The 20,151-nt window shown below is 62.6% G+C and carries 18 protein-coding genes and 1 riboswitch; of the genes, 5 read left to right on the top strand and 13 right to left on the bottom strand.

Annotated elements, in window-relative coordinates; genetic code table 11:
* Positions 1-137 precede the first annotated feature (137 nt).
* Positions 138-1,307: a phosphoglycerate dehydrogenase gene (locus tag WMO64_RS04285; protein ID WP_294519811.1), complete on the top strand. Its 1,170-nt coding sequence runs from the start codon at positions 138-140 to the stop codon at positions 1,305-1,307.
* A 91-nt stretch (positions 1,308-1,398) separates the two neighbouring features.
* Here the strand turns inward: WMO64_RS04285 and WMO64_RS04290 are convergent, their stop codons facing one another.
* Positions 1,399-3,462: a serine hydrolase domain-containing protein gene (locus WMO64_RS04290; protein WP_349231125.1), complete on the bottom strand. Its 2,064-nt coding sequence runs from the start codon at positions 3,460-3,462 to the stop codon at positions 1,399-1,401.
* A gap of 286 nt (positions 3,463-3,748) precedes the next feature.
* On the opposite strand from WMO64_RS04290, the gene WMO64_RS04295 reads away from it, so the two are divergent.
* Together WMO64_RS04295 and WMO64_RS04300 are read left to right on the top strand one after the other, a co-directional pair.
* Positions 3,749-4,222: a hypothetical protein gene (locus WMO64_RS04295; RefSeq protein ID WP_294519816.1), complete on the top strand. Its 474-nt coding sequence runs from the start codon at positions 3,749-3,751 to the stop codon at positions 4,220-4,222.
* A 231-nt stretch (positions 4,223-4,453) separates the two neighbouring features.
* Positions 4,454-6,403 (top strand): sulfatase-like hydrolase/transferase, encoded by a 1,950-nt coding sequence (locus tag WMO64_RS04300; protein ID WP_349231213.1) that lies wholly within the window; start codon positions 4,454-4,456, stop codon positions 6,401-6,403.
* Positions 6,404-6,445: 42 nt separating this feature from the next.
* On the opposite strand, the gene WMO64_RS04305 is transcribed toward WMO64_RS04300, so the two are convergent.
* Positions 6,446-7,312, bottom strand: coding sequence for a prephenate dehydrogenase (locus tag WMO64_RS04305; RefSeq protein ID WP_294519823.1), 867 nt, complete (start codon positions 7,310-7,312; stop codon positions 6,446-6,448).
* Positions 7,313-7,327: 15 nt separating this feature from the next.
* Positions 7,328-8,344, bottom strand: a complete 1,017-nt coding sequence (gene aroF, locus WMO64_RS04310) for a 3-deoxy-7-phosphoheptulonate synthase (protein ID WP_294519826.1) — start codon at positions 8,342-8,344, stop codon at positions 7,328-7,330.
* Positions 8,345-8,672: 328 nt separating this feature from the next.
* Here aroF and WMO64_RS04315 point away from each other — a divergent pair, with 328 nt between their 5' ends.
* On the top strand, positions 8,673-9,098 hold the full coding sequence (locus tag WMO64_RS04315) for an RrF2 family transcriptional regulator (RefSeq protein ID WP_294519829.1): 426 nt from the start codon (positions 8,673-8,675) through the stop codon (positions 9,096-9,098).
* 3 nt (positions 9,099-9,101) lie between these two features.
* Here the strand turns inward: WMO64_RS04315 and WMO64_RS04320 are convergent, their stop codons facing one another.
* The 4 genes from WMO64_RS04320 to WMO64_RS04335 form a co-directional block, all read right to left on the bottom strand.
* Entirely contained in the window at positions 9,102-9,707 is a 606-nt protein-coding gene (locus tag WMO64_RS04320; protein WP_349231126.1) for a hypothetical protein, read from the bottom strand.
* Between the two features lie 131 nt (positions 9,708-9,838).
* Positions 9,839-10,987 carry an ABC transporter substrate-binding protein gene (locus WMO64_RS04325; RefSeq protein ID WP_349231127.1) on the bottom strand — a complete coding sequence of 383 codons (1,149 nt, stop codon included), beginning with the start codon at positions 10,985-10,987 and terminating at the stop codon, positions 9,839-9,841.
* Positions 10,988-10,998: 11 nt separating this feature from the next.
* Positions 10,999-11,823, bottom strand: a complete 825-nt coding sequence (locus WMO64_RS04330) for an ABC transporter ATP-binding protein (RefSeq protein WP_349231128.1) — start codon at positions 11,821-11,823, stop codon at positions 10,999-11,001.
* The gene (locus tag WMO64_RS04335) at positions 11,820-12,848 is read right to left on the bottom strand and encodes a FecCD family ABC transporter permease (RefSeq protein WP_349231129.1); all 1,029 of its coding nucleotides are present in this window, start codon (positions 12,846-12,848) and stop codon (positions 11,820-11,822) included. The genes WMO64_RS04330 and WMO64_RS04335 overlap by 4 nt, the downstream gene beginning before the upstream one ends.
* A gap of 109 nt (positions 12,849-12,957) precedes the next feature.
* A riboswitch (molybdenum cofactor riboswitch) is annotated at positions 12,958-13,099 on the bottom strand.
* Between the two features lie 117 nt (positions 13,100-13,216).
* Between WMO64_RS04335 and WMO64_RS04340 the strand changes: the two genes are divergently transcribed.
* Positions 13,217-13,726: a nucleoside-triphosphatase gene (locus WMO64_RS04340; protein ID WP_349231130.1), complete on the top strand. Its 510-nt coding sequence runs from the start codon at positions 13,217-13,219 to the stop codon at positions 13,724-13,726.
* A gap of 58 nt (positions 13,727-13,784) precedes the next feature.
* Here WMO64_RS04340 and WMO64_RS04345 read toward each other — a convergent pair whose 3' ends face one another.
* The 6 genes from WMO64_RS04345 to WMO64_RS04370 all read right to left on the bottom strand — a co-directional run bounded on the left by WMO64_RS04345 (position 13,785) and on the right by WMO64_RS04370 (position 19,781).
* A complete protein-coding gene (locus WMO64_RS04345; RefSeq protein WP_349231131.1) occupies positions 13,785-14,282 on the bottom strand; it encodes a hypothetical protein in 498 nt (165 codons plus the stop codon).
* A gap of 69 nt (positions 14,283-14,351) precedes the next feature.
* Entirely contained in the window at positions 14,352-15,302 is a 951-nt protein-coding gene (locus WMO64_RS04350) for a hypothetical protein (RefSeq protein WP_349231132.1), read from the bottom strand.
* A gap of 208 nt (positions 15,303-15,510) precedes the next feature.
* Positions 15,511-16,446: a cysteine synthase A gene (cysK, locus tag WMO64_RS04355; RefSeq protein ID WP_349231133.1), complete on the bottom strand. Its 936-nt coding sequence runs from the start codon at positions 16,444-16,446 to the stop codon at positions 15,511-15,513.
* Positions 16,447-16,558: 112 nt separating this feature from the next.
* Positions 16,559-17,449, bottom strand: coding sequence for a MetQ/NlpA family ABC transporter substrate-binding protein (locus WMO64_RS04360; RefSeq protein ID WP_294519858.1), 891 nt, complete (start codon positions 17,447-17,449; stop codon positions 16,559-16,561).
* A 603-nt stretch (positions 17,450-18,052) separates the two neighbouring features.
* Positions 18,053-18,784 carry a methionine ABC transporter permease gene (locus tag WMO64_RS04365; RefSeq protein ID WP_294519863.1) on the bottom strand — a complete coding sequence of 244 codons (732 nt, stop codon included), beginning with the start codon at positions 18,782-18,784 and terminating at the stop codon, positions 18,053-18,055.
* On the bottom strand, positions 18,777-19,781 hold the full coding sequence (locus tag WMO64_RS04370) for a methionine ABC transporter ATP-binding protein (RefSeq protein ID WP_349231134.1): 1,005 nt from the start codon (positions 19,779-19,781) through the stop codon (positions 18,777-18,779). The genes WMO64_RS04365 and WMO64_RS04370 overlap by 8 nt, the downstream gene beginning before the upstream one ends.
* Positions 19,782-20,151 lie beyond the last annotated feature (370 nt).

The following is a 20,151-nucleotide window of genomic DNA, read 5'->3' on the forward strand; positions in this document are numbered from 1 at the left end:
TTGCCGCAGGGCGGATTCACTCCGCCCGAGGAGGTAAAATCAGGGGTCCCCGGGAAAGGCGCAGCCTTTTCTGGGGGAAAGCTGTGCGACTTTATCAAGGCCTTCGACAAAAACAACTGAGAAGGGGCGAATCAAACATGTACCGCATCAAAGCGCTGAATAAAATTTCCCCCGCCGGCCTGTCCGTGCTGGATCAGAGCCGCTTTGCCGTCAGCCCCGACGTGGAGAACGAGGACGGCATCCTGGTCCGCTCGGCGGACATGCACGAGTACGTATTCCCCGAGAACCTGCGGGCCATCGCCCGAGCGGGCGCGGGGACCAACAATATCCCCATCGACCGCTGCTCCGAGGCGGGCATCGCGGTGTTCAACACCCCCGGAGCCAACGCCAACGCCGTCAAGGAGCTGGTCATCTGCGCCATGCTGCTGGCCTCCCGGAATGTAGTGGGCGGCGCGGCCTGGGTCAAGGAGCAGGCCGCCGCAGGCGAAGACGTGGAAAAAGTGGTGGAAAAGGGCAAGAGCCAGTTTGTGGGCCCGGAGATCCAGGGCAAGACCCTGGGCGTGGTGGGTCTGGGCGCCATCGGCGTCCAGGTGGCCAACATCGCCACCAAGCTGGGCATGACCGTGTGGGGCTACGACCCCTTCCTGTCCGTGGACGCGGCGCTGTCCCTCTCCCGTATGGTCCAGCGGGCCAACGACCTGGAGACCATCTACAAAAACTGCGACTACATTACTCTCCACCTGCCCCTCAACGGGGACACCAAGGGCATGATTGACGCCAGCGCCCTCCAGATGATGAAGGGCGGCGTGCGGCTGATCAACCTGGCCCGGGGCGGCCTGGTCACCGACGACGACCTGCTCCAGGCCCTGGAGAGCGGCAAGGTGGCCTGCTATGTCACCGACTTCCCCAACAACAAGATCATCCAGGGGCGCAACGTGGTGGCCATCCCCCACCTGGGCGCCTCCACCCCCGAGAGCGAGGAGAACTGCGCCGTCATGGCCGCCCAGCAGCTGCGGGACTACCTGGAGAACGGCAACATCCGCAACAGCGTGAACCTGCCCGCCCTGGAGCAGCCCTGGAGCGGCATCGCCCGGCTGTGCATCATCCACCGGAACATCCCCGGCGCCATCGCCGCCATCACCAAGGTCCTCTCCGACGACAACGTGAACGTGGAGAACATGACCAACAAGTCCAAGAAGGACTACGCCTACACCGTGGTGGACATCAACACCAAGATCCGGGACGACGTGGTGGACGAGATCCGGGCCCTGGAGGGCGTCCTCCGGGTGCGGCTGCTGACCCACTGATCAAAATTATCCACAAAACCAGCTCCACATGTGTAAAAAAACAAAAGCCCGGACCGCAATGAGGCGGTCCGGGCTTTTGCGCTTACGGGGATCAGACGGCGGGCACCACGGAGATATGGAACCGGGTGCCGGCGTCGCCGGCAAAGGCGATGGCGCTGTTCTCCGTCAGGGTGACGGTGCTGTCCCCCCACACCACGGAGGAGGCGGCCAGCGCGCCGGTGCCGTCATAGACGTAGAACCCGCCGTTGCCCTCGATGTCCACCCGGATGGTCAGGCCGGCGGCGCTGCCCACGGTGTACCACCGGGCATAGCCGTCGGGCTGGATGGTGGAGTAGGCGCCCGCGCCGCAGTAGATGGGCTGGGCGATGGAGGCGTCTACGTAGAGGATGCCCTGGGCGTCCATCCAGATGTGGCCGTCCTGCTCGGTGATGGTGGTGTCCGAGCCGTCCCGGCCGCCGTTGCCGGGCAGCTGCACGGCAAACTGGGTGTGATTGGCGTCCACAATCTTCTGGGCCCCTACGTAGCCGGGGATGTACTCAGGCAGCTCGGCAGCGGCGGCGGAGCCCAGGGACAGCCACACCTGGGAGGTGTACTTCTCATTCAGAGGCAGGACGCTGGTGGAATTCCACTTGTCCCAGGCGGCCTGGACGTCGGCGGAGAGCTGGGCGGGCTCCACCTTCTGGCCCACGTAGTTGGAGGTGGGCAGCACGGTCAGGCCGGGGAGGAAGGCGTAGGCCTTCTGCCACAGGTAGGTCTCCCCGTTGTCCTCCACCACTGGCTTGACCATGGCGGCGGCGCCGGTCTGGTCCCGGAAGGAGCCGTCGTCAAAGTAGTAGAAGGTCTGGGCCGGGGCGCTGGGCACGGTGAGGGACTGGATGGTGAGCACGCCGTCGGCGGAGATGTCCACCTTGAACTGCTGGAGGGTGGAGGCGTAGTAGCCGGAGCAGTCCATCAGCTGGGCGGGCATGGCCTGGCTGGGGCTGGCGGCGGGCAGGGCGGGGATGGTCTCGTCCACCGTCACGCCCTGGTCCGTCAGGGCGTCGATGAGCATCCGGGCCGCGGCCATCTGGTTGTAGGTGGATACGCCGCCGGAGGTGAGCACCGCCGCCGCCATGTCGTACTCAGGGAGGACCACCAGCGCGGCGTGGTAGTACTGGGTGTCGCCGCCCTTGGCAAGGGCCTGGATGTTGTTATAGCGGAAGGGGGCCAGGGACACGTTGTCCCAGCCCAGGCCGAAGGCCAGGGCGTCGTCCGTGTCGTCGGGCCAGATGCCGTTGCTGTACTCGGGGGCGGCCATGGCGTCCAGAGAGGCGGAGGTGAGCAGATCATCCGAGCAGAGCAGGCCGCCGAAGGAGGCCAGGTCGGCGGCATCGGCGTAGATGCCGCCGGTGCCCACCGTGCCCAGGCAGTCCTGGGGCAGGGCCCGGGGGTCTTCGCCCAGGTAGGTCTTCACCAGGCGGGAGGTGTCAAACTCGTCCTGGGGAGTGAAGGTGTTCTCCAGGCCGTTGGGGGTCAGGATGGCCTCCTGGAGGTACTCGGGGAAGGTCTTGCCGCTCACCGCCTCCACCACCAGTTCCGCCAGGGTGAAACCGGTGTTGCAGTACACGCTGTACGCGCCGGGGTCGGCAACCAGCCGCTGGGTGGACAGGGTGTCCAGCAGGTCCTCGGTGGCGGAGCGGTCGTCGTCGGCAAAGAGCAGCATGTCGTGGGTGGCGCTCATCAGGCCGGAGGAGTGGTTGAGCAGCATGCGGACCGTAATGTCCTTATACCGCGCATCGGCCATCTTGAACTCGGGCAGGTACTTGGTTACCGGCGTGTCCAGGTCCAGCTTGCCCTGGTCCACCAGCTGCATGACAGCGGCTGTCACGTACATCTTGCTCACCGAGCCGATGCCGTACAGGTCGGTGTCCAGCAGGACCCGGTTCTCCGACTTGGAGTACACGCCGGCGTGGCCGGAGAGGGCGATCTCCCCGTCCTGCCATACGGCGTACTGCACGCTGACGGCGCCGCCGTACTGGGCGGCGAACTGGGCGGCCATGGCGGCGGACGCCTCGCGGGTAGCGGAGGGCTCCGCCTCAACGGCCAGTGCGGGCGCGGAGATACTGACCGCCATGACTGCGGTCAGCGCGAGGGCGCTCAGTCGTTTTTTCCACATAGCTGCTTCATCCTTTCCCGGCTCGTTCCCTGAGCCTGTAAGAAAATTATCCCACCGGCCTGTTCTGCTGTCAAATGAAAAAAGATTAAGAATCTGCCGCCGGTCGAGAAAAACATACACCTTTCACCAGGTGGAAGGTCAAGTACCCGGGGAACAATTGGAACAGAAATGTCCTCGGCAGAGGCACATAAAAATTTTTTCAAAAATTTTGCCTGGGTGTGTAACAAATTCTCTCTGTCAAACGTCTATATCATAGAAGGACCGTTCCGGAGGGGGAGGGGTGCACATGTATCGGAAGCAGCGGCTGTATCGAAAGTATGCGCTGGCGCGCTATGGCGCGCTGTGCCTCTGCTGCGCCCTGGCGCTGATGGCCCTGGCCCGGACCATGGGCTACCATCAGGCGATGCTGCTGCCCTTCTGTGTGGCGGTGGTGCTGGCGGTGCCCTACTTCAGCGCGGTGTACACCTATGAGTACGACGGCAGCCGCCTCGTCATCTCCCAGGGCAGCGGGGAAAATCCCCCGGTGCTGGAGATCATCGACACGGAGGACATCCTGGCCTACGGCGTCTACCTCCCCGGCCAGCTCTCCGCCCGGCAGGCCAGCCGGACGGTGCGGGCCTGCCTGTTCCTGGACCCCAGGAGCAAGCGCTACCTGCTCTACCGGCTGCCCGGCGGCGGCACCGGCATCCTCATCTTCTCACCCGACCGGGAGATGCGGGAGGCCTTGATCCGGGAGCAGTGGATCTTTCAGGTGTCCTGAAACGGCAAAAAATTCATAAAATCTTTCGTGTTTTCATCTTGCTCTTTCTGTAAAATCCGTGTAAGATTTTGATGCAACGGTAAGGATATCGCTCAATATGCCGCACCGGCCATTCCGGCGCGGCTGTTTTTTGTGCGGGAGATTATTCTGTATAGTTTGAATACGAGGTAAGGCGAGACCATGAAGACAGAGACAAAAATACCGGTCCACACCGGGAGAACGTGGGTGGAGATGCGGCGCTGGGGCCTGATCGTGGCGGCGCTGGTCTTTGCAGGGGTGCTGGCGGGCCTGCTGCTGTCCGGCTTCCCCTGGTGGGAGAGCCTGCTGTGGGCCCTGGGGCTGGCCCTGCCCATCCCGGTGCGGCTCAAGCTGGAGGGCCGGGCGGCGGTGTGGCTGTCCCGGCTGTTCTGGGCTGCCGGCCCGGTGGTGGGGTACTCCCTGGTGGAGATCCTCAACTGGAACAACCCCTTCACCAGCTTCTCCACCCTCCAGGTGGCCCTGAACCTGGCCTTCTACTACATCATCGCCCTGGCGGTATGGCTCATCGTGGGGCGGCGCAACCTGGCCTGCGGCATCTCCACCGCCCTGTTCTGGCTCATCGGCATGGCCAACCACTATGTCATCGCCTTCCGGGGCCGTACCATCTTCCCCGGCGACCTGCTCACCCTGGGCACTGCCGTCAACGTGGCGGGCAACTACAACTACGCCTTTGACACCAAACAGGCCCTCACCGCCCTGGGCCTGGCCCTCTTCCTGCTTCTGCTGCTGGACCTGCCCAGACAGAAGGGCCGCGCCAGGCTCCGTCTCCGCTCCGCCCTGCCAGTGACCGTCCTCTGCGCCGCATTCCTGGCCGTGTTCTTCGGCACCGGATTTCTCTCCGCCGTTGGCATCGAACCCTCCATGTGGACCACCCGGGGCAACGGCTTTGTGCTCAACTTCTCCGTGTGCCTGCGGTACTCCTCCGTGTCCGAACCGGAGGGCTACTCCCAGGAGACCCTGGCCCAGATCGCCGCCGGGGTGGAGGGGGAGTCCGTGCCGGCGTCGGGCACCGGCAGCGGCGACAAAGTGCAGCCGGTCAACCTGATCGTCATCATGAACGAGTCCTTCTCCGACCTGACGGGCACCTTTGACCTGGAGACCAACCAGGACCCCATGCCCTTCTTCCGCTCCCTGACGGAGAATACCATCCGGGGCACGGCCTACTCCTCCGTGTTCGGCGGCACCACCGCCAACTCGGAGTACGAGTTCCTCACCGGCAACACCACCGCCTTTCTCCCGGCGGGCACCGTGCCCTACCACCTCTATGTGAAGGAGAGCTCGGAATCCCTGGTGGCCCAGATGAACGCCCTGGGCTATGAGAGCGTGGCCATGCACCCCTACTACTCCTCCGGCTGGAACCGGATTCCCGTATACCGGGACTTCGGCTTTGACCGCTGGCTGTTCCAGAGCGACTTTGAGGACCCCGACTACATCCGGGAGTACATCTCCGACCAGACCGACTATGAGAACCTGATCCGGGTCTATGAGGAGAAGGAGGAGGGGGAGCCCCTCTTCATCTTCAACGTGACCATGCAGAACCACAGCGCCTACTCGGGGGCCTGGACCAACCTGCCCAAGGAGGTGTGGCTCACCGGAGAGATGGAGGGTAAGTACAACACGGTGAACCAGTACCTGAACCTGATTTACCAGAGCGACAAGGCCTTTGAATACCTGATCGACTACTTCTCCCAGGTGGAGGAGCCCACCATGATCCTGATCTTCGGCGACCACCAGCCCCAGGTGGCCACCAACTTCTACACCGACCTGCTGGGCAGCGACCCCACCGTGGAGGAGGCCCAGAAGAAGCAGGAGGTGCCCTTCCTCATCTGGGCCAACTACGACATTGAGGAGCAGCAGGACGTGAAGCTGTCCCTCAACTACCTCTCCGGGCTGCTGATGGATGCGGCCAACCTGCCCAAGACCGGGTATCAGACCTTCCTGAGCGGGCTGCGGGAGACGGTGCCGGTGGTCAACGCGGTGGGCTACCAGAACACCGACGGCACCTGGCACGAGCAGACGGATGACATGAGCCAGGCGGCCCAGGAGGGCCTGCTGGACTACCAGATGCTCCAGTACAACGAGATCTTCGACAGCCGGGACGACCGGCTGGAGGACTTCTTCTTCCTGCCGGAAAAAGAGTAAAAGCAAGCGGCGCATCCCATATTCGGGATGCGCCGCTGATCTTTAGTCCAGGCTGAGCAGGTCGGGGCCCTCCAGGTTCATCTTCCGCTTCCGTCCGGCGGAATAGGCCAGCTTTTCGGACAGCAGCTTGGTGTCCCCCGAGGCGATGGCCTCCCGGTAGGCGTGGAGATTCTCCTCCAGCCGGTCCAGGGCGGTGAGCAGGGCGGGGGCGTTCATGGAGAAGAGCTGGGTCCACAGCCCCACGTCCAGGGCGGCCACCCGGGTGCATCCCCGGAAGGAGCTGCCCTCAAAACCCTTGCAGGTGAAGAGCATGGGGTCGTCGCACACCGAGACCGCGATGATGTGCATCATCTGGCTGGTGTAGGCCAGGATGGCGTCGTGCTCCTCCGGGGTGGTGCGCACCACGTCCTTGCAGCCGATGTAGTCGGCCAGACGCTCCATCAGGGCGATATGCTCCGCCTTGCTGCTCTCCCGGGGGGTGAGAATCAGGTGGGACTTCTGAAACATCTCCCCAAAGGCGTGCTCAATGCCGGAGAACTCGGTGCCCGCCATGGGGTGGCAGCCGATGAAGTCCACCTCGGGTGGCAGCACCTCCGCCGCCGCCATGATGGCGGTCTTGATGCCGCACACGTCGGTGACCAGGCTGCCTGGCTTGAACCGGTCCTTGTACTCCTCCAGGAACCGGGTGATGCCCCTGGGGTGGAGGCACAGGATGGTCATGTCCGCCTGGGGCACCACCTCTCCGGCGTCGGCGGTGATGCGGTCGCCCACGCCGTGCTCCGCGGCGAAGCGGAGGGTGGGCTCCGACACGTCCACACCCACGATCTCAAAATCCTCAAAGCCCTTCAAAGCCAGGGCCATGGAGCCCCCGATCAGGCCCAGGCCGATGACAGCAATGGTTTTTGACATGAAAAAGACCTCCCTTTACACGCTGCGGCCCACGCAGGCGGCCACGCTGCGGATCTTGCCCATCAGGTCCTTGAACTGGTCGGGGGTGATGGACTGGGCGCCGTCGCACAGGGCGTTCTTGGGGTCGTTGTGGACCTCGATGAGCAGACCGTCGGCGCCGGCGGCCACGGCGGCCAGACTCATCCGCTCCACCATCCAGGCCTTGCCGCAGGCGTGGGACGGGTCCACCACCACGGGCAGGTGGGTCATCTGCTTGGCCGCCAGCACGGCGGACAGGTCCAGGGTGTTGCGGGTGTAGGTCTCAAAGGTGCGGATGCCCCGCTCGCAGAGGATCACGTTGGGATTGCCGCCGGCCAGGATGTACTCGGCGGACATGATCCACTCCTCAATGGTGGAGCTGAGGCCCCGCTTGAGCAGAATGGGCTTGTTGACCTTGCCCAGCTTCTTGAGCAGGTCGAAGTTCTGCATGTTCCGGGCCCCCACCTGGATCACATCCACGCAGGCCTCAAAGAGGGGGATCTGGTCGGCGCTCATCAGCTCGGTGACAATGGGCAGGCCGGTGGCCTCTCTGGCCTCCCGCAGCAGCTCGATGCCCCGGGAGCCCATGCCCTGGAAGGCGTAGGGGGAGGTGCGGGGCTTGTAGGCGCCGCCCCGGAGGGCCACGGCCCCGGCGGCCTGCACCGCCCTGGCCACGCCCACGATCTGCTCCTCACTCTCCACCGAGCAGGGCCCGGCGATGACGGCCAGCTTGCTGCCGCCCACCGTCACGCCGCCGCCCAGGTCGATGACCGAGTCGTCGGGGTGGAACTTCCGGTTGGCCTTCTTGAAGGGCTCGCTGATCCGCATGACCCGCTCCACGCCGGGCAGCTGGGACAGCTTCTCCTCGTCCAGACGGCTGGTGTCGCCCTCGGCGCCCAGGATGGTGGTCTCGGTGCCCTTGGACACCATCACCTTGACCCCGCCGGCCTCCATGGCGCGGATGGCCTCGTCCATCTGCTCCGCGGTAAAATCAGGCTTTAAAATCACGACCATATCAATTTCATCCTTTCTCATTCCGGCGGTTCCCGCCGCCGCGCAAAAGAAAACGCGGCGGCCCAAAACGGACCGCCGCGGTGTGTTCTCCGATGAGGGAGTGCTCCCAGCTGGCAAACCGGTTATGGGCAGGCAAAATGACCGCTACGGTAATAGCGGTAATAGCCATATGCATAGCCGAAGCACAGCGCCATGGTGGAGCTCCTCTCCTGTTGATACCGTGACTTTAACACTTTTTGTTGTTAAAGTCAAGAGCTTTTTTTGCTTGAATTCCTACCAAACCCGTGGTAATATAGTTATAACTACCTGATGAAGAGGAGCCACTGACATGAAAATTTCCACCAAGGGCCGCTATGCCCTTCGTTTGATGCTGGACCTGGCGGTCCAGCCTGGAGACTCCGCCGTCCCCCTGCGGGACGTGGCCGAGCGGCAGGAGATCTCCGATAAATATCTGGAACAGATCGTCACCCAGCTGGCCCGGGGCGGCCTGGTCCGCAGCGTCCGGGGCGCGGGGGGCGGCTATCTGCTGACCCGGGCGCCTGAGGAGTACACCGTGGGGGAGATCCTCCGCCAGCTGGAGGGCAACCTGGCCCCGGTGAGCTGCGTGTCCGGCGGGGCCTGCTGCGGCCGGGCGGATCGCTGCGTCACCCTGGAGGTGTGGCAGCAGATCCAGGACGCGGTGGACAATGTGGTGGACAACATCACCCTGGCCGACCTGGTGAAGCGCTACCGGGAGAAGTGCCCCGAGGCGTGAGGCTCAGTCCTGGACAGGCTCAAAGGGCGTGAGCAGCAAGGAGCCGTCCTTGCCGCTCATGGAGATGGCGCAATAATGGACGGCGCCGGCCGAATCGGTAAAGACCAGGGCGGTATTGGGCATGTCGCCGGGGAAGGCCATGGCCACCACAAAGGGGCGGCCGGGCGTGATGGCGTCCAGGGTGCCCAGAACCGCCCCCAGCCGGAAGCCCATATCGTCCATAGGGATGGATACCACCTGGATGTCGGTGACCGTCTCAGTGGCGGTGATGGCCACGTCCACCCGGTACTCGCTCTCGTCCAGCACCAGCAGGTCATAGTCCTCCGGCCGGGCGAGCAGGTCCGGGTCCGCGTAGTCCGCCGAGACGACCGGCTCCGAATCCTCCGTCTCAGCGGGAGGGGTCTCCTCCGGCGGCTGACTGTCCTGGGGCGGCGTGGGTTCAGGAGGCGTCTCCGACGGCTGGCTCTCCTCCGGCGGCGGGGTGGACTGAACGCTCCCAACGGGAGATGGCGCGGTGCCGCTGGGGGCGGGGGATTCCTCCACAGGGCCGCAGGCGGCCAGCGCCAGGGCAAGGCCCAGGGACAGGAGCAGAGTGAAAAACCGTTTCATGCCGGGTCCCTCCTTATCGTGTACGAAAAGCCGCTCTTCCTTATCACCAGCATACCAGAAGAGAGGGTATAAATCCAGTAAAAAAGAGCTGCGGCGCAGATGCGCCGCAGCTCTTTTTGGTTTGCTCAGGCTCAGCCCGCCAGCTTGCCGATGGAGTTGGCGGTGAGGGCGTCGAACTGCTCCTGGGTCAGGTCGCAGTGGTAGAAGATGTCATAGTACCGGGCCACCTCGGTGTACAGGTCATAGTCGATCTGGTCGGGGTAGAGGAGGGCGCCCATCCACAGCATGCCCAGATAGCGGTTGACGGAGGGGGGGAAGCCCATCCAGTTGTAGGGCCCGAAGGGCACCTCGTAGTAGTCGCCGTTCTGGATGGCGGTCAGGTCCTGCCACACCGGGTCGTCGGCCACCTGGTCATAGTAGCTGTCGGGGGCGAAGAGGATGATGTCCGGGTTCCAGAGGAGGAGCTGCTCCATGTCCACCTCGTTGCCGGTGCCCTTGGAGGAGGGGGAGTCCACCACGGCCAGGTTGTTGGTCATCAGATCGATGACCTCGGCGTGGTAGGAGTTCTGGGCGATGACGTTCAGGCCCTGGTCGCCCAGGCAGTAGAGGATGTTGGCCTTGTTGTCGCCGATGGTCTCCATCATGGAGACGGTGTTGTTGTAGATCTCGTCGCAGTAGTCGGCGATGACGGCGGCCTCCTCCTCCATGCCCAGCAGCTGGCCCAGCATGCGGTAGGTGTCGCCCATGGTGGCGGTGTTGGCGTCGACGTGGACGGAGGGGATGCCCAGCTGCTCGGTGATGGCGTCCATGTCCTCCACGATGGAGTCCTTGGGCTCGCCGATATCGATGATCACCTGGGGATCGGCGGCGGCCAGGGTCTCCAGGTTCAGCTCACCGGCGATGGAGCCGTAGAGCTGGCCCAGGGCGGGCAGGTTGTAATACTTGGCGTCGATAAACTGCTCAGCGCCCGGGTCCCACTCGCTGGCCAGGCCCACGAACTTGTCGGGGCACAGGGCGAAGAGCACGATCTGGGCCATGGGGCCGGAGGGGGCGATGCGGTCGATCTGGGCGGGGAGCTCCACCGTGCGGCCGCAGGAGTCGGTGAACATGACGGTGTCGGCGGTGTTCTCCTCAGAGGGCTGGGCGCTGGGGGTCTGGGAGACGGAGGGCTCGGGGGAGCCGGAGGCCGACGGGCTGGAAGCGGGGGTGCTCTGGGTGCAGGCGGCCAGGGAGACCACCATGGCCAGAGCCAGCAGCAGAGACAGGGCTTTCTGTTTCATAAAAATCCTCCTTACTGTGTTGAAGCGGCTGTATGTTCCACCTGCTCGCAGGGGGAAAACGTGGGGAGATCCCGGGGGATGCACACCCGCATCCGTCCGTCCCGTAGGGGCACCACCTCGGCGTCGATGCCGTAGAGGGCCCGGATCAGGTCCTCGTTCATCACCTCGTCGGGGGTGCCGTGGGAGAGGACCTGGCCGTCCTTCATGGCCAGGATCTGGTGGGAGAAGAGATAGGACTGCTCCGGGTTGTGGGTGGACTGGATGACGGTGTATCCCGCGTCGGCCAGAGCCCGCACCTTGGTGAGCACCCGGATCTGGTTGCCGTAGTCCAGGTTGGCGGTGGGCTCGTCCATCAGCAGCACGGTGGACTGCTGGGCCAGGGCGCGGGCGATGAGCACCAGCTGCCGCTCGCCGCCGGACAGGCGGGTGTAGCTCCGCTCGGCCAGGTGGCCGATGTCCAGCCGCTCCAGGGCCTCCCGGGCGGCGGCCTCCTGCTTGGGGCCGGGGGGCGAGAAGCCCTTGCTCTGGGCCGTGGTGCCCATGAGGACCATGTCGAACACACTGTACTGAAAGGCCGGGTAGTTGGACTGGGGGATGTAGGCCACCCGGCGGGCCAGGTCTCGGGCGCCCAGGCTGCTGACCGACGCGCCGTCCACGGTGATCTCGCCCTGGAAGCCGTGGAGCAGGCCCAGAATGCAGCGGAACAGGGTGCTCTTGCCCACGCCGTTGGGGCCCAGCACCGAGAGGAGCCGGCCCTTGCCCACGGAGAAGCTGACATCCTTGAGCACCTGCCGCTTTCCGTAGGAGAAGGAGAGATGTTTGACCTCAATGCTCACGTCACATCGCCTCCCTTCATCATCAGATAGAGGAAGAAGGGCGCGCCCACAAAGGCGGTGAGGATGCCGATGGGCAGCTCGGTGGCGTAGAGGTTGCGGGAGATATTGTCCACGATGAGCAGGAACAGCGCCCCGCCCACCATGGAGGCGGGCATCAGGTACCGGGTGTTGCTGCCCACCAGGCGGCGGCACAGGTGGGGGATCACCAGGCCCACCCAGCCGATGGCGCCGCACACCGACACCGACGCGGCGGTGATGAGGGTGGAGGCCAGGATGATCAGCGGCCGCACCACCTTGGCGTTGACGCCCATGGTGCGGGCCTCCTCGTCGCCCATGGTGAGTACGCCCAGCTGCCACCGGAGCACAAACAGAATCACCAGGCCGATCAGCATGGGCAGGAACACAAAGGACACCTTGTCCCGGGTGGTGCCCGACAGGCTGCCCATGAGCCAGTAGGTGATCTTGGGCAGGGCCTCGTTGGGGTCGGCCACCAGCTTGATGTAGGAGGTGCCCGCCTCAAAGAGGGAGCTGATGACGATACCGGACAAAATCAGGCTCATGACCCGCTTGCCCTTGGCCTTGCTGCTCACCAGCCACACCAGCACTACGGTCAGGATGCCGAAGCCGAAGGCCATCAGCATGATGAGCTGGGCGCCGAACCCGGCGATAATGGCCACCGAGGCGCCGAAGGCGGAGCCCTTGGTGGCACCCAGGATGTCGGGGGAGGCCATGGGGTTCTGGAAGATGCCCTGGTAGGCGCAGCCGGCAGCGGACAGGCAGCAGCCCACCAGACAGGCCATGATGATGCGGGGCAGGCGGACGTTGAAGAACACGTTTACCATGGTGTCGGCCCAGAACTGCTCAATGGGGAAAAAGCGGGAGAGCACAATGCCCGCCAGCTCCGCCGGTGTGATGGGGTACCGGCCCAGACCAAAGGACAAAATGGCGGTACACACCAGCAAAACCAGCATAATCAGAATGATCAGGACTTTTCTTCTGCCCCCATGGGGCGATGCAGACGGCATGGGCGGAGCTCCTCTCTGTTTCTCCGAGCGGGCGAAAAAGGGGACAAAAAAACCTCCGTCGAGAGGACGGAGGCAACAACAATCAAACCATACCGCGCATACAGCGGTACAGCCTGAAAAAACCTCTCCTTCTCAAACACGGAAGGCCTGTCCGTTTCCAGCACAGACCCTGAAAGGACGCCGTGGCGGCGTCCACGGCCCGGGCGCCATAGCAAAGCCGTAGGCGCAGGGGCTCGGAGAATATTGAATTGTGGAAAAAACCGGAGTATGATACCACGTGAAAGACAGTGGGAACAAGGTGTCCCACGGGGGTATTGTAAAAAGTATACTATTTTTGAGGCTGCTTGTCAATATTTTTGGAGGTTTGCATGAGACATATTTTTCTAACCGGCTCGGTCCAGTGCGGCAAGAGCACGGTCATCACCCGGGTGCTGGAGGCATGGAGCGGGGCGGTAGGGGGCTTCCGTACCGGCTTTGGCCCCGACCGGGCCTGCCCGGAGCGGCTGCTCTACCTGTGGAGCGCGGTGGAGCCTGCCAGGTACGACCAGGACCATGCGGTGGTGAAGTTTTTCAACGGCTGTGCGCCGGAGGCCATCCACGGCCGGTTTGACGCCCTGGGCACCGCCTGCCTGACCGGGACGCCCACACTGTGGGTGATGGACGAGTGCGGCCGCCTGGAGCGGGACGCCTTGGCCTTTCAGCAGGCCATTCTGGAAAAGCTGGAGGGGGACACGCCGGTGCTGGGCGTGGTGCGGGAGGGCTTCCCGGGGTGGACCAAGACCATCGCTGACCACCCCAATGTGGAGCTTATCACAGTCACCGAGGACAACCGGGACGCCCTGCCTGGGCTGATTCGGGCGCGGCTGAGGGGAAAATAAGGGAAAACAGGCGGCCCGCCGGAATCCGGCGGGCCGCCATGGCTGTTTGCATCATTTTCTAAAACATCCAATTATGTACCTTTATCAGTCCGCCAGGCTGACACATCTCGACTCGCAATCCTACCTCTTCGTGAATGATATAGAATTCATAACTGTCCATGGAATCCTTCACCTTCAGGTAGACAAAGACATTCAGGCATTCCGGATCTCCCCCCTCAAAGAGCTGGAAGGAAAAGGACTGCGGATCGGATTCCCCTGTGGCCTCCAGATCCGAGGCGACCGGGATGGGTGGATAAGGCTGGGCGAAGCGGTCGTAATGGTCAATCCTGGTTCCGTTCTGGGCGTAAATGGTCAGGACATTGTGTTCCCTGTCATAGGTGCAGTTCAGAGGGAGATCTCCCCCCGCGCGCTTCCAGCCTCGGTATGCGTCGGAGACGGTCACAACGGTAAAAACAAGGACAGGGAAGAGCAGGAGAGCGAAGAGTTTCTTGTGCTCCGCCGGAATGGCCCGCAGCTTTTGAAGGAACGATAGCGCCCCGGCCCGTATCCGTTTCATTGTGGTCTCCCCCTCTCCGGACAGCCGTACTTCTCTTCTGCCAGCCGCACCGAGCGGAACGGCCTGGCGTTATATGGATACGGTAACTGCATATTCACATCCGCTGTTGATATTGCCAACACCAATACACATCTGGAAGTAATCTCCCACGTTTGCAAGATTGTAAGTGGACTGAAGCGCACAGCTGTAAACATAGATCTTTTTTCCGGGGTTGCTCAAAGAAGCCGTTTTCGTCAAAAAACCACTGCTGCTGGGTTCCAAGTCAAGCGCCGTACCCAAGACAGCGTAGGCTGTCGCAATGGTCAGGGGGGGAACCGAGGAGGCAATCTGATAGCCCAGATAACCCACGGAGAGCAGCTTGCTCACATTGACAGAGCTGCCCGTACCTTTTCCCTTCACATAAAATGCGTTAAAGTAAGCTTCGGCATCGCCGGCGTTTACCATTTGAAGTTCAAGATCCGGTTTTGAAATGAGCGCGTCCCCAACACTACCGGGATTAATTACAGCAAAATCGCTGTAAGTGGTGACGGAATCCTGAATTTTGATGCTGGGAACTATTTCATCCGAACCCATTTTTCCCACCTGAACACAATAAAGCGTCATATCCACATACTGGCCGCCGTCCGCGGAATAGATATTGAATTTACAGGAATAATATCCCTTGGTAATGCCGCTATTCAGATACTCTGTGACATCTTCCGAAATAGTATCGTTGCTGGGGTATTGTCCATATGCACTTGCCTGATCAAATACGTCCGTCGTAACGTATACGGTGCCCTCATCAGATACAAACTGATAACATGTCTTATCTGAACAGTTCACGACAGAGGGGCGGCCCCGCTCAGACAGAGATGTTATCATAATATAAGCTGCGATAGAAGGCATATTGAGCGTGGTATAGGGGCCGTAATTTGTGGCCGCTAGAGACGCGGGCATCGGACGGTTACTGACGCATTCTTCGGGCGTAATCAACCCCATCTCGACAAGCCCGGCCTCATCACTGGGCAGCTGCTCCAGCATCTCCTTTGCAACAGACCAGATGATTTCTTCTTCTCGAATATGCCGGGATACTGCTGCTACATTACTGCATTGGCGTACTCCTTTCTTAAATGGCGGTACGAAAGAATTTGGCTATTTTGCATAAATAATGTATCACAAGAAAAGGCAATTGTCAACAATATAAACAGCCGCGGCGGCCCGCCGGATTTCGACGGGCCGCCATGGCTGTTTATTCGCTCTTCTGGAACAGACCGGTGGACAGGTAGCGCTCGCCGGTGTCGGGGAGCACCACCACAATGTTCTTGCCGCGGTAGGCGTCCTCCCTGGCCAGGGAAGCAGCGGCAGACAGGGCCGCGCCGGAGGAGATGCCCACCAGCAGGCCTTCGGTCTGGGCCAGGGCCCGGCTGGCGGCAAAGGCGTCGTCGCCGGGGACGGTAATGACCCGGTCCACCACGGAGCGGTCCAGGACCGAGGGTACGAAGCCCGCGCCGATGCCCTGGATCTTGTGGGGCCCGGCCTGGCCGCCGGAGAGCACCGGGGACTCGGCGGGCTCCACGGCGACGACCTCAATGGCGGGGTTCTGCTCCTTCAGGTAGCGGCCCGCGCCGGTGACGGTGCCGCCGGAGCCCACGCCCGCCACCAGCACGTCCACCTTACCGTCGGTGTCCCGCCAGATCTCAGGGCCAGTGGTCTCGTAGTGGGCCTTGGCGTTGGCCGGGTTGTCGAATTGGCCGGGCATCCAGGCGGAGGGCAGGGTGCGCAGCAGCTCCTCCGCCCTGGCGATGGCGCCCTTCATGCCCTGAGCGCCGGGGGTCAGCTCCAGCTTGGCCCCCAGAGCGGAGAGCAGGTTCCGCCGCTCCAGGCTCATGGTCTCGGGCATGGTGAGGATGACCTGATAGCCCTTGATGGCGGCGATATAGCTCAGGCCCACGCCGGTGTTGCCGCTGGTGGGCTCTACGATGACGGTGCCCGGCTTGAGCAGGCCCTTGGCCTCCGCGTCCTCGATCATGTACTTGGCGGCCCGGTCCTTGGCGGAGGAAAGAGGGTTGAAGCACTCCAGCTTGGCCAGCAGAGCGGCGGGCAGGTGGTTGGCGGATTCGTACCGCTCCAGACGGAGCAGGGGGGTGTTGCCGATGAGGTCAATGAGGGAGTGTGCGATCTTCATTTTATTTCCTCCTTATTCAGTATGAATACTATGAAATTAATTTGAGAAAATGTCCCGGCCCTGCCGGGACATTTTCCAACATTTTAGCAGAGGGACAGCCGGTTGTCAACCATTAGAACATGGGCACCACGGCGCCGGGCCAGGTCTCCTCCATGAAGGCCTTGACCTCGTCGGACTGGAGGGCGGCCACCAGAGCCTGGATGGCGGGGTCGTTCTCCCGGCCCTCCTTGACGGCCAGCACGTTCACATAGGCCTGGGCGGCCTCGCCGTCGGTGGACTCGACAGCCAAGGCGTCGGCGGCGTTCAGACCGGCCTGAAGGGCGTAGTTGCCGTTGATGACGGCCAGGTCCAGGCTGTCCAGGGAGCGGGGCAGCTGGGCGGCCTCCAGCTCCTCGATCTGCAGGTTCTTGGGGTTCTCAGCGATGTCCAGCTTGGTGGCGGTCAGGCCTACGCCCTCCTTCAGGGTGATGAGGCCCTCCTGCTGGAGCAGGAGCAGGGCGCGGCCCTCGTTGGTGGGGTCGTTGGGCACGCCCACCTTGGCGCCGTCGGGCAGGTCGTCCAGGGAGGCGGTGGTGCCGGCGTAGATGCCGAAGGGCTCGTAGTGGATCTCAGCGGCGCTCACCAGGTGGGTGCCGTTCTCCTCGTTGAAGTTGTTCAGGTAGGTGATGTGCTGGAAGTAGTTGGCGTCCACCTCGCCCTCCTCGGTGGCCAGGTTGGGCTGGATGTAGTCGGTGAACTCCTTGATCTCCAGGGTGATGCCCTGCTGGGCCAGGACCTCCTTGGCTACCTTCAGGATCTCGGCGTGGGGCGTGGGGGAGGCGGCCACGGTGATGGTGGTGCCCTCGGCGGGGGTGGACGCAGAGGGCTGGGCGGACTCGGAGGACTGAGCGGGGGCGGAGGACTGGGGGGTGCCGGTGTCGCCGCCGGTGGGGGCGCTGGAGCAGCCGGCCAGCAGGCCCAGAGCCAGAGCGCCGGTGAGGAGCAGAGAGGTGAGCTTCTTCATGATGTATTTCTCCTTTTCTGTTGGATTGATTAGGGTTATGTAAACTGTCCCGGGGTACCGCCGGAGCAGCCGACATCGATTTCAGGCTGTTTTTGGCATTTTGGGCAACAAAAAACGCCCTTGATGCATCATCAAGGACGAGAGCCTTTGGCTTCGTGGTACCACCTTGCTTCACCCGCTCCTCACGGATGCGGGCCTTATGAAGTACGGGAGAAACTCCGATACTCCTGCGCTGTCACGGGCGCTCCCGTCGCAGCCTAATGCAGATACACTCGGTGCGCGGCTCCGAGACCATGTTCGGCCAGGCCTTCCGTACCCGTTTCCACCAATCCGGGCTCTCTGTGACGTATCTCCCAGCTTACTCTTCTCTTCCTTGCCTTTGGGTAAGCCTGTTCAGTTGTCTTGGAACTTGGGATTAGTGTATACCGCTCCGGCGGGAAAGTCAATTGTGTATTCTGCACAAAAGGACGGTGAAAAAGTTTTGGCAAGCCGGAGGAAGGGGAGAAAAAACGGGGATTCAAGCGGAAAATGTCCAGACTTTGTGAAAAACAAAACAAGGCAGGCCGCCCCATGGGGGCGGCCTGCCGGAGGGCGCAAGATGGATTACTTGCGCTTGGACTTTTTTCTGCGGCGGGTGTGGGTGAGCCGCTTGTCGCTGCGCACCGCCAGCCAGGTGCCCAGGGACTGGAAGATCTGCACCAGGATGACGATGAAGATGACCGCGATAAGCATGACGGCGTAGTTATACTTGTTGTAGCCGTAGTTGATGGCGATCTTGCCCAGGCCGCCGCCGCCGATGGCGCCTGCCATGGCGCCGTAGCTGAGGATGGTGATAAAGGCGGTGGTGGCGCCGGCGATGAGGGAGGGCTTGCTCTCGGGCAGGATGACCTTCCAGATGATCTGGAAGGGGGAGCAGCCCATGGACTGGGCGGCCTCAATGACGCCCTTGTCCACCTCCCGCAGGGAGGTCTCCACCAGCCGGGCCACAAAGGGGGCGGCGGCAATGATGAGGGGCGGGATGGAGGCCAGGGTGCCGATGCGGGTGCCCAGCAGCACCTTGCTCAGGGGGAGCACCATGAGCATCAGGATGAGGAAGGGCACGGAGCGGAGGATATTGATGACAAAATTGAGGGCGCTCATCACCGGGGCGGGCAGGGGGCGGACGCCGTCCTTCTCGCCCACCACCAGCAGCACGCCCAGCACCAGGCCCAGGACGCAGGCCAAGAAGGTGGCGATGACGGTGGAGTACAGAGTCTCCCAGGTGCCCGCCCGGAACTCCTCCCACAGGGCAGGATTGGAGAAAGCGTCGGTCAGATCCGCAAGAAACTTATCCATGGTAGTCCTGCACCTCCTCTACGGTGACATCACGCTGACTCTTCAGATAGTTCATGGCCTTGGCGGCCTCGGTGCTGTCCTGGGGCAGGCCCAGCAGCATGGAGCCGAAGGCCTTGCCGTCGATGTTCCGGGTGTCGGCGCCCAGAATGTTCACCTTCACGCCGCAGTCAATGGCCAGGGAGGCGATGAGGGGCTCGTAGGAGGAGCCGCCGTTGAACACCACCCGCACCACCTTGGCCACGGGGAACTGGTCCAGGGCCACCCCGTCGGGGAACACCAGCCGCCGGCCGGCCTCGCTCTTGGGGTTGGAAAAGACCTCCTCAACGGTGCCGGTCTCCATCACGTGGCCGTGCTCCAGCACCGCCACGTGGGAACAGATCTCCTCCACCACCGCCATCTCGTGGGTGATGACGATGACCGTGATGCCCAGCCGCCTGTTGATGTCCTGAATGAGCCGCAGGATGGAGCGGGTGGTGGTGGGGTCCAGGGCGGAGGTGGCCTCGTCGCACAGGAGCATTTTGGGGTTGCTGGCCAGGGCCCGGGCGATGGCGATGCGCTGCTTCTGGCCGCCGGAGAGCTGGGCGGGGTAGGAGTCGGCCTTGTCGGGCAGGCCCACGGTCTCCAGCAGCTCCCTGGCCTTGAGCCGGGCCTTGGCCTTGGGCACGCCCGCAATCTCCATGGGGAAGCAGATGTTGTCCAGACAGGTGCGCTGCATGAGCAGGTTGAACTGCTGGAAGATCATGCTGATGGAGCGCCGCTTTTCCCGCAGCGCCTTGGGGGAGAGGGCGGTCATGTCCTCCCTGTCAATGATCACATGGCCGGAGGTGGGCCGCTCCAGCAGGTTGATGCAGCGCACCAGCGTGGATTTGCCCGCGCCGCTCATGCCCACAATGCCGAATATATCCCCGTCCCGGATGGTCAGGTTCACGTCCTCCAGAGCGGTGAACGTGCCGTCCGGCGTGGGGAAGGTCTTTTGCAGATGCTGAATCTCGATCATGGTGAAGTCTCCTTCCGCTTGTATGATGGGAGCCGTCGCTCCGGTGGGAGGCCCTTCACATTCGCTCCCCGGAGGGAAAACGGCCTGAGCACCCCAGAAAAAGCATGACTGTATCCCTCCTGTGAAGACGGATTTTGCCCATCTGTTGAAAAAAGGGGGCAATGGGTATCCTAAATTGTATGACAGGGAGGCAATGCTGTCAAGGCGAAATTCCCGCGCCCTTCCGGACAGTTGGCTGTCAATCGCTTTTTTTCCACAAGAATGAGGGCCAAAATTCTACGCGGAATGGGAAGAACAACATGTTGACAGAAGCCGTCATCATGATACAATATATTGCGTGACCGATCCGACCCGCCTCACTGTGAGAGCG

The sequence above is a fragment of the Pseudoflavonifractor intestinihominis genome (genome assembly GCF_040096055.1).
In the GTDB taxonomy this organism is placed as follows: domain Bacteria; phylum Bacillota; class Clostridia; order Oscillospirales; family Oscillospiraceae; genus Pseudoflavonifractor; species Pseudoflavonifractor intestinihominis.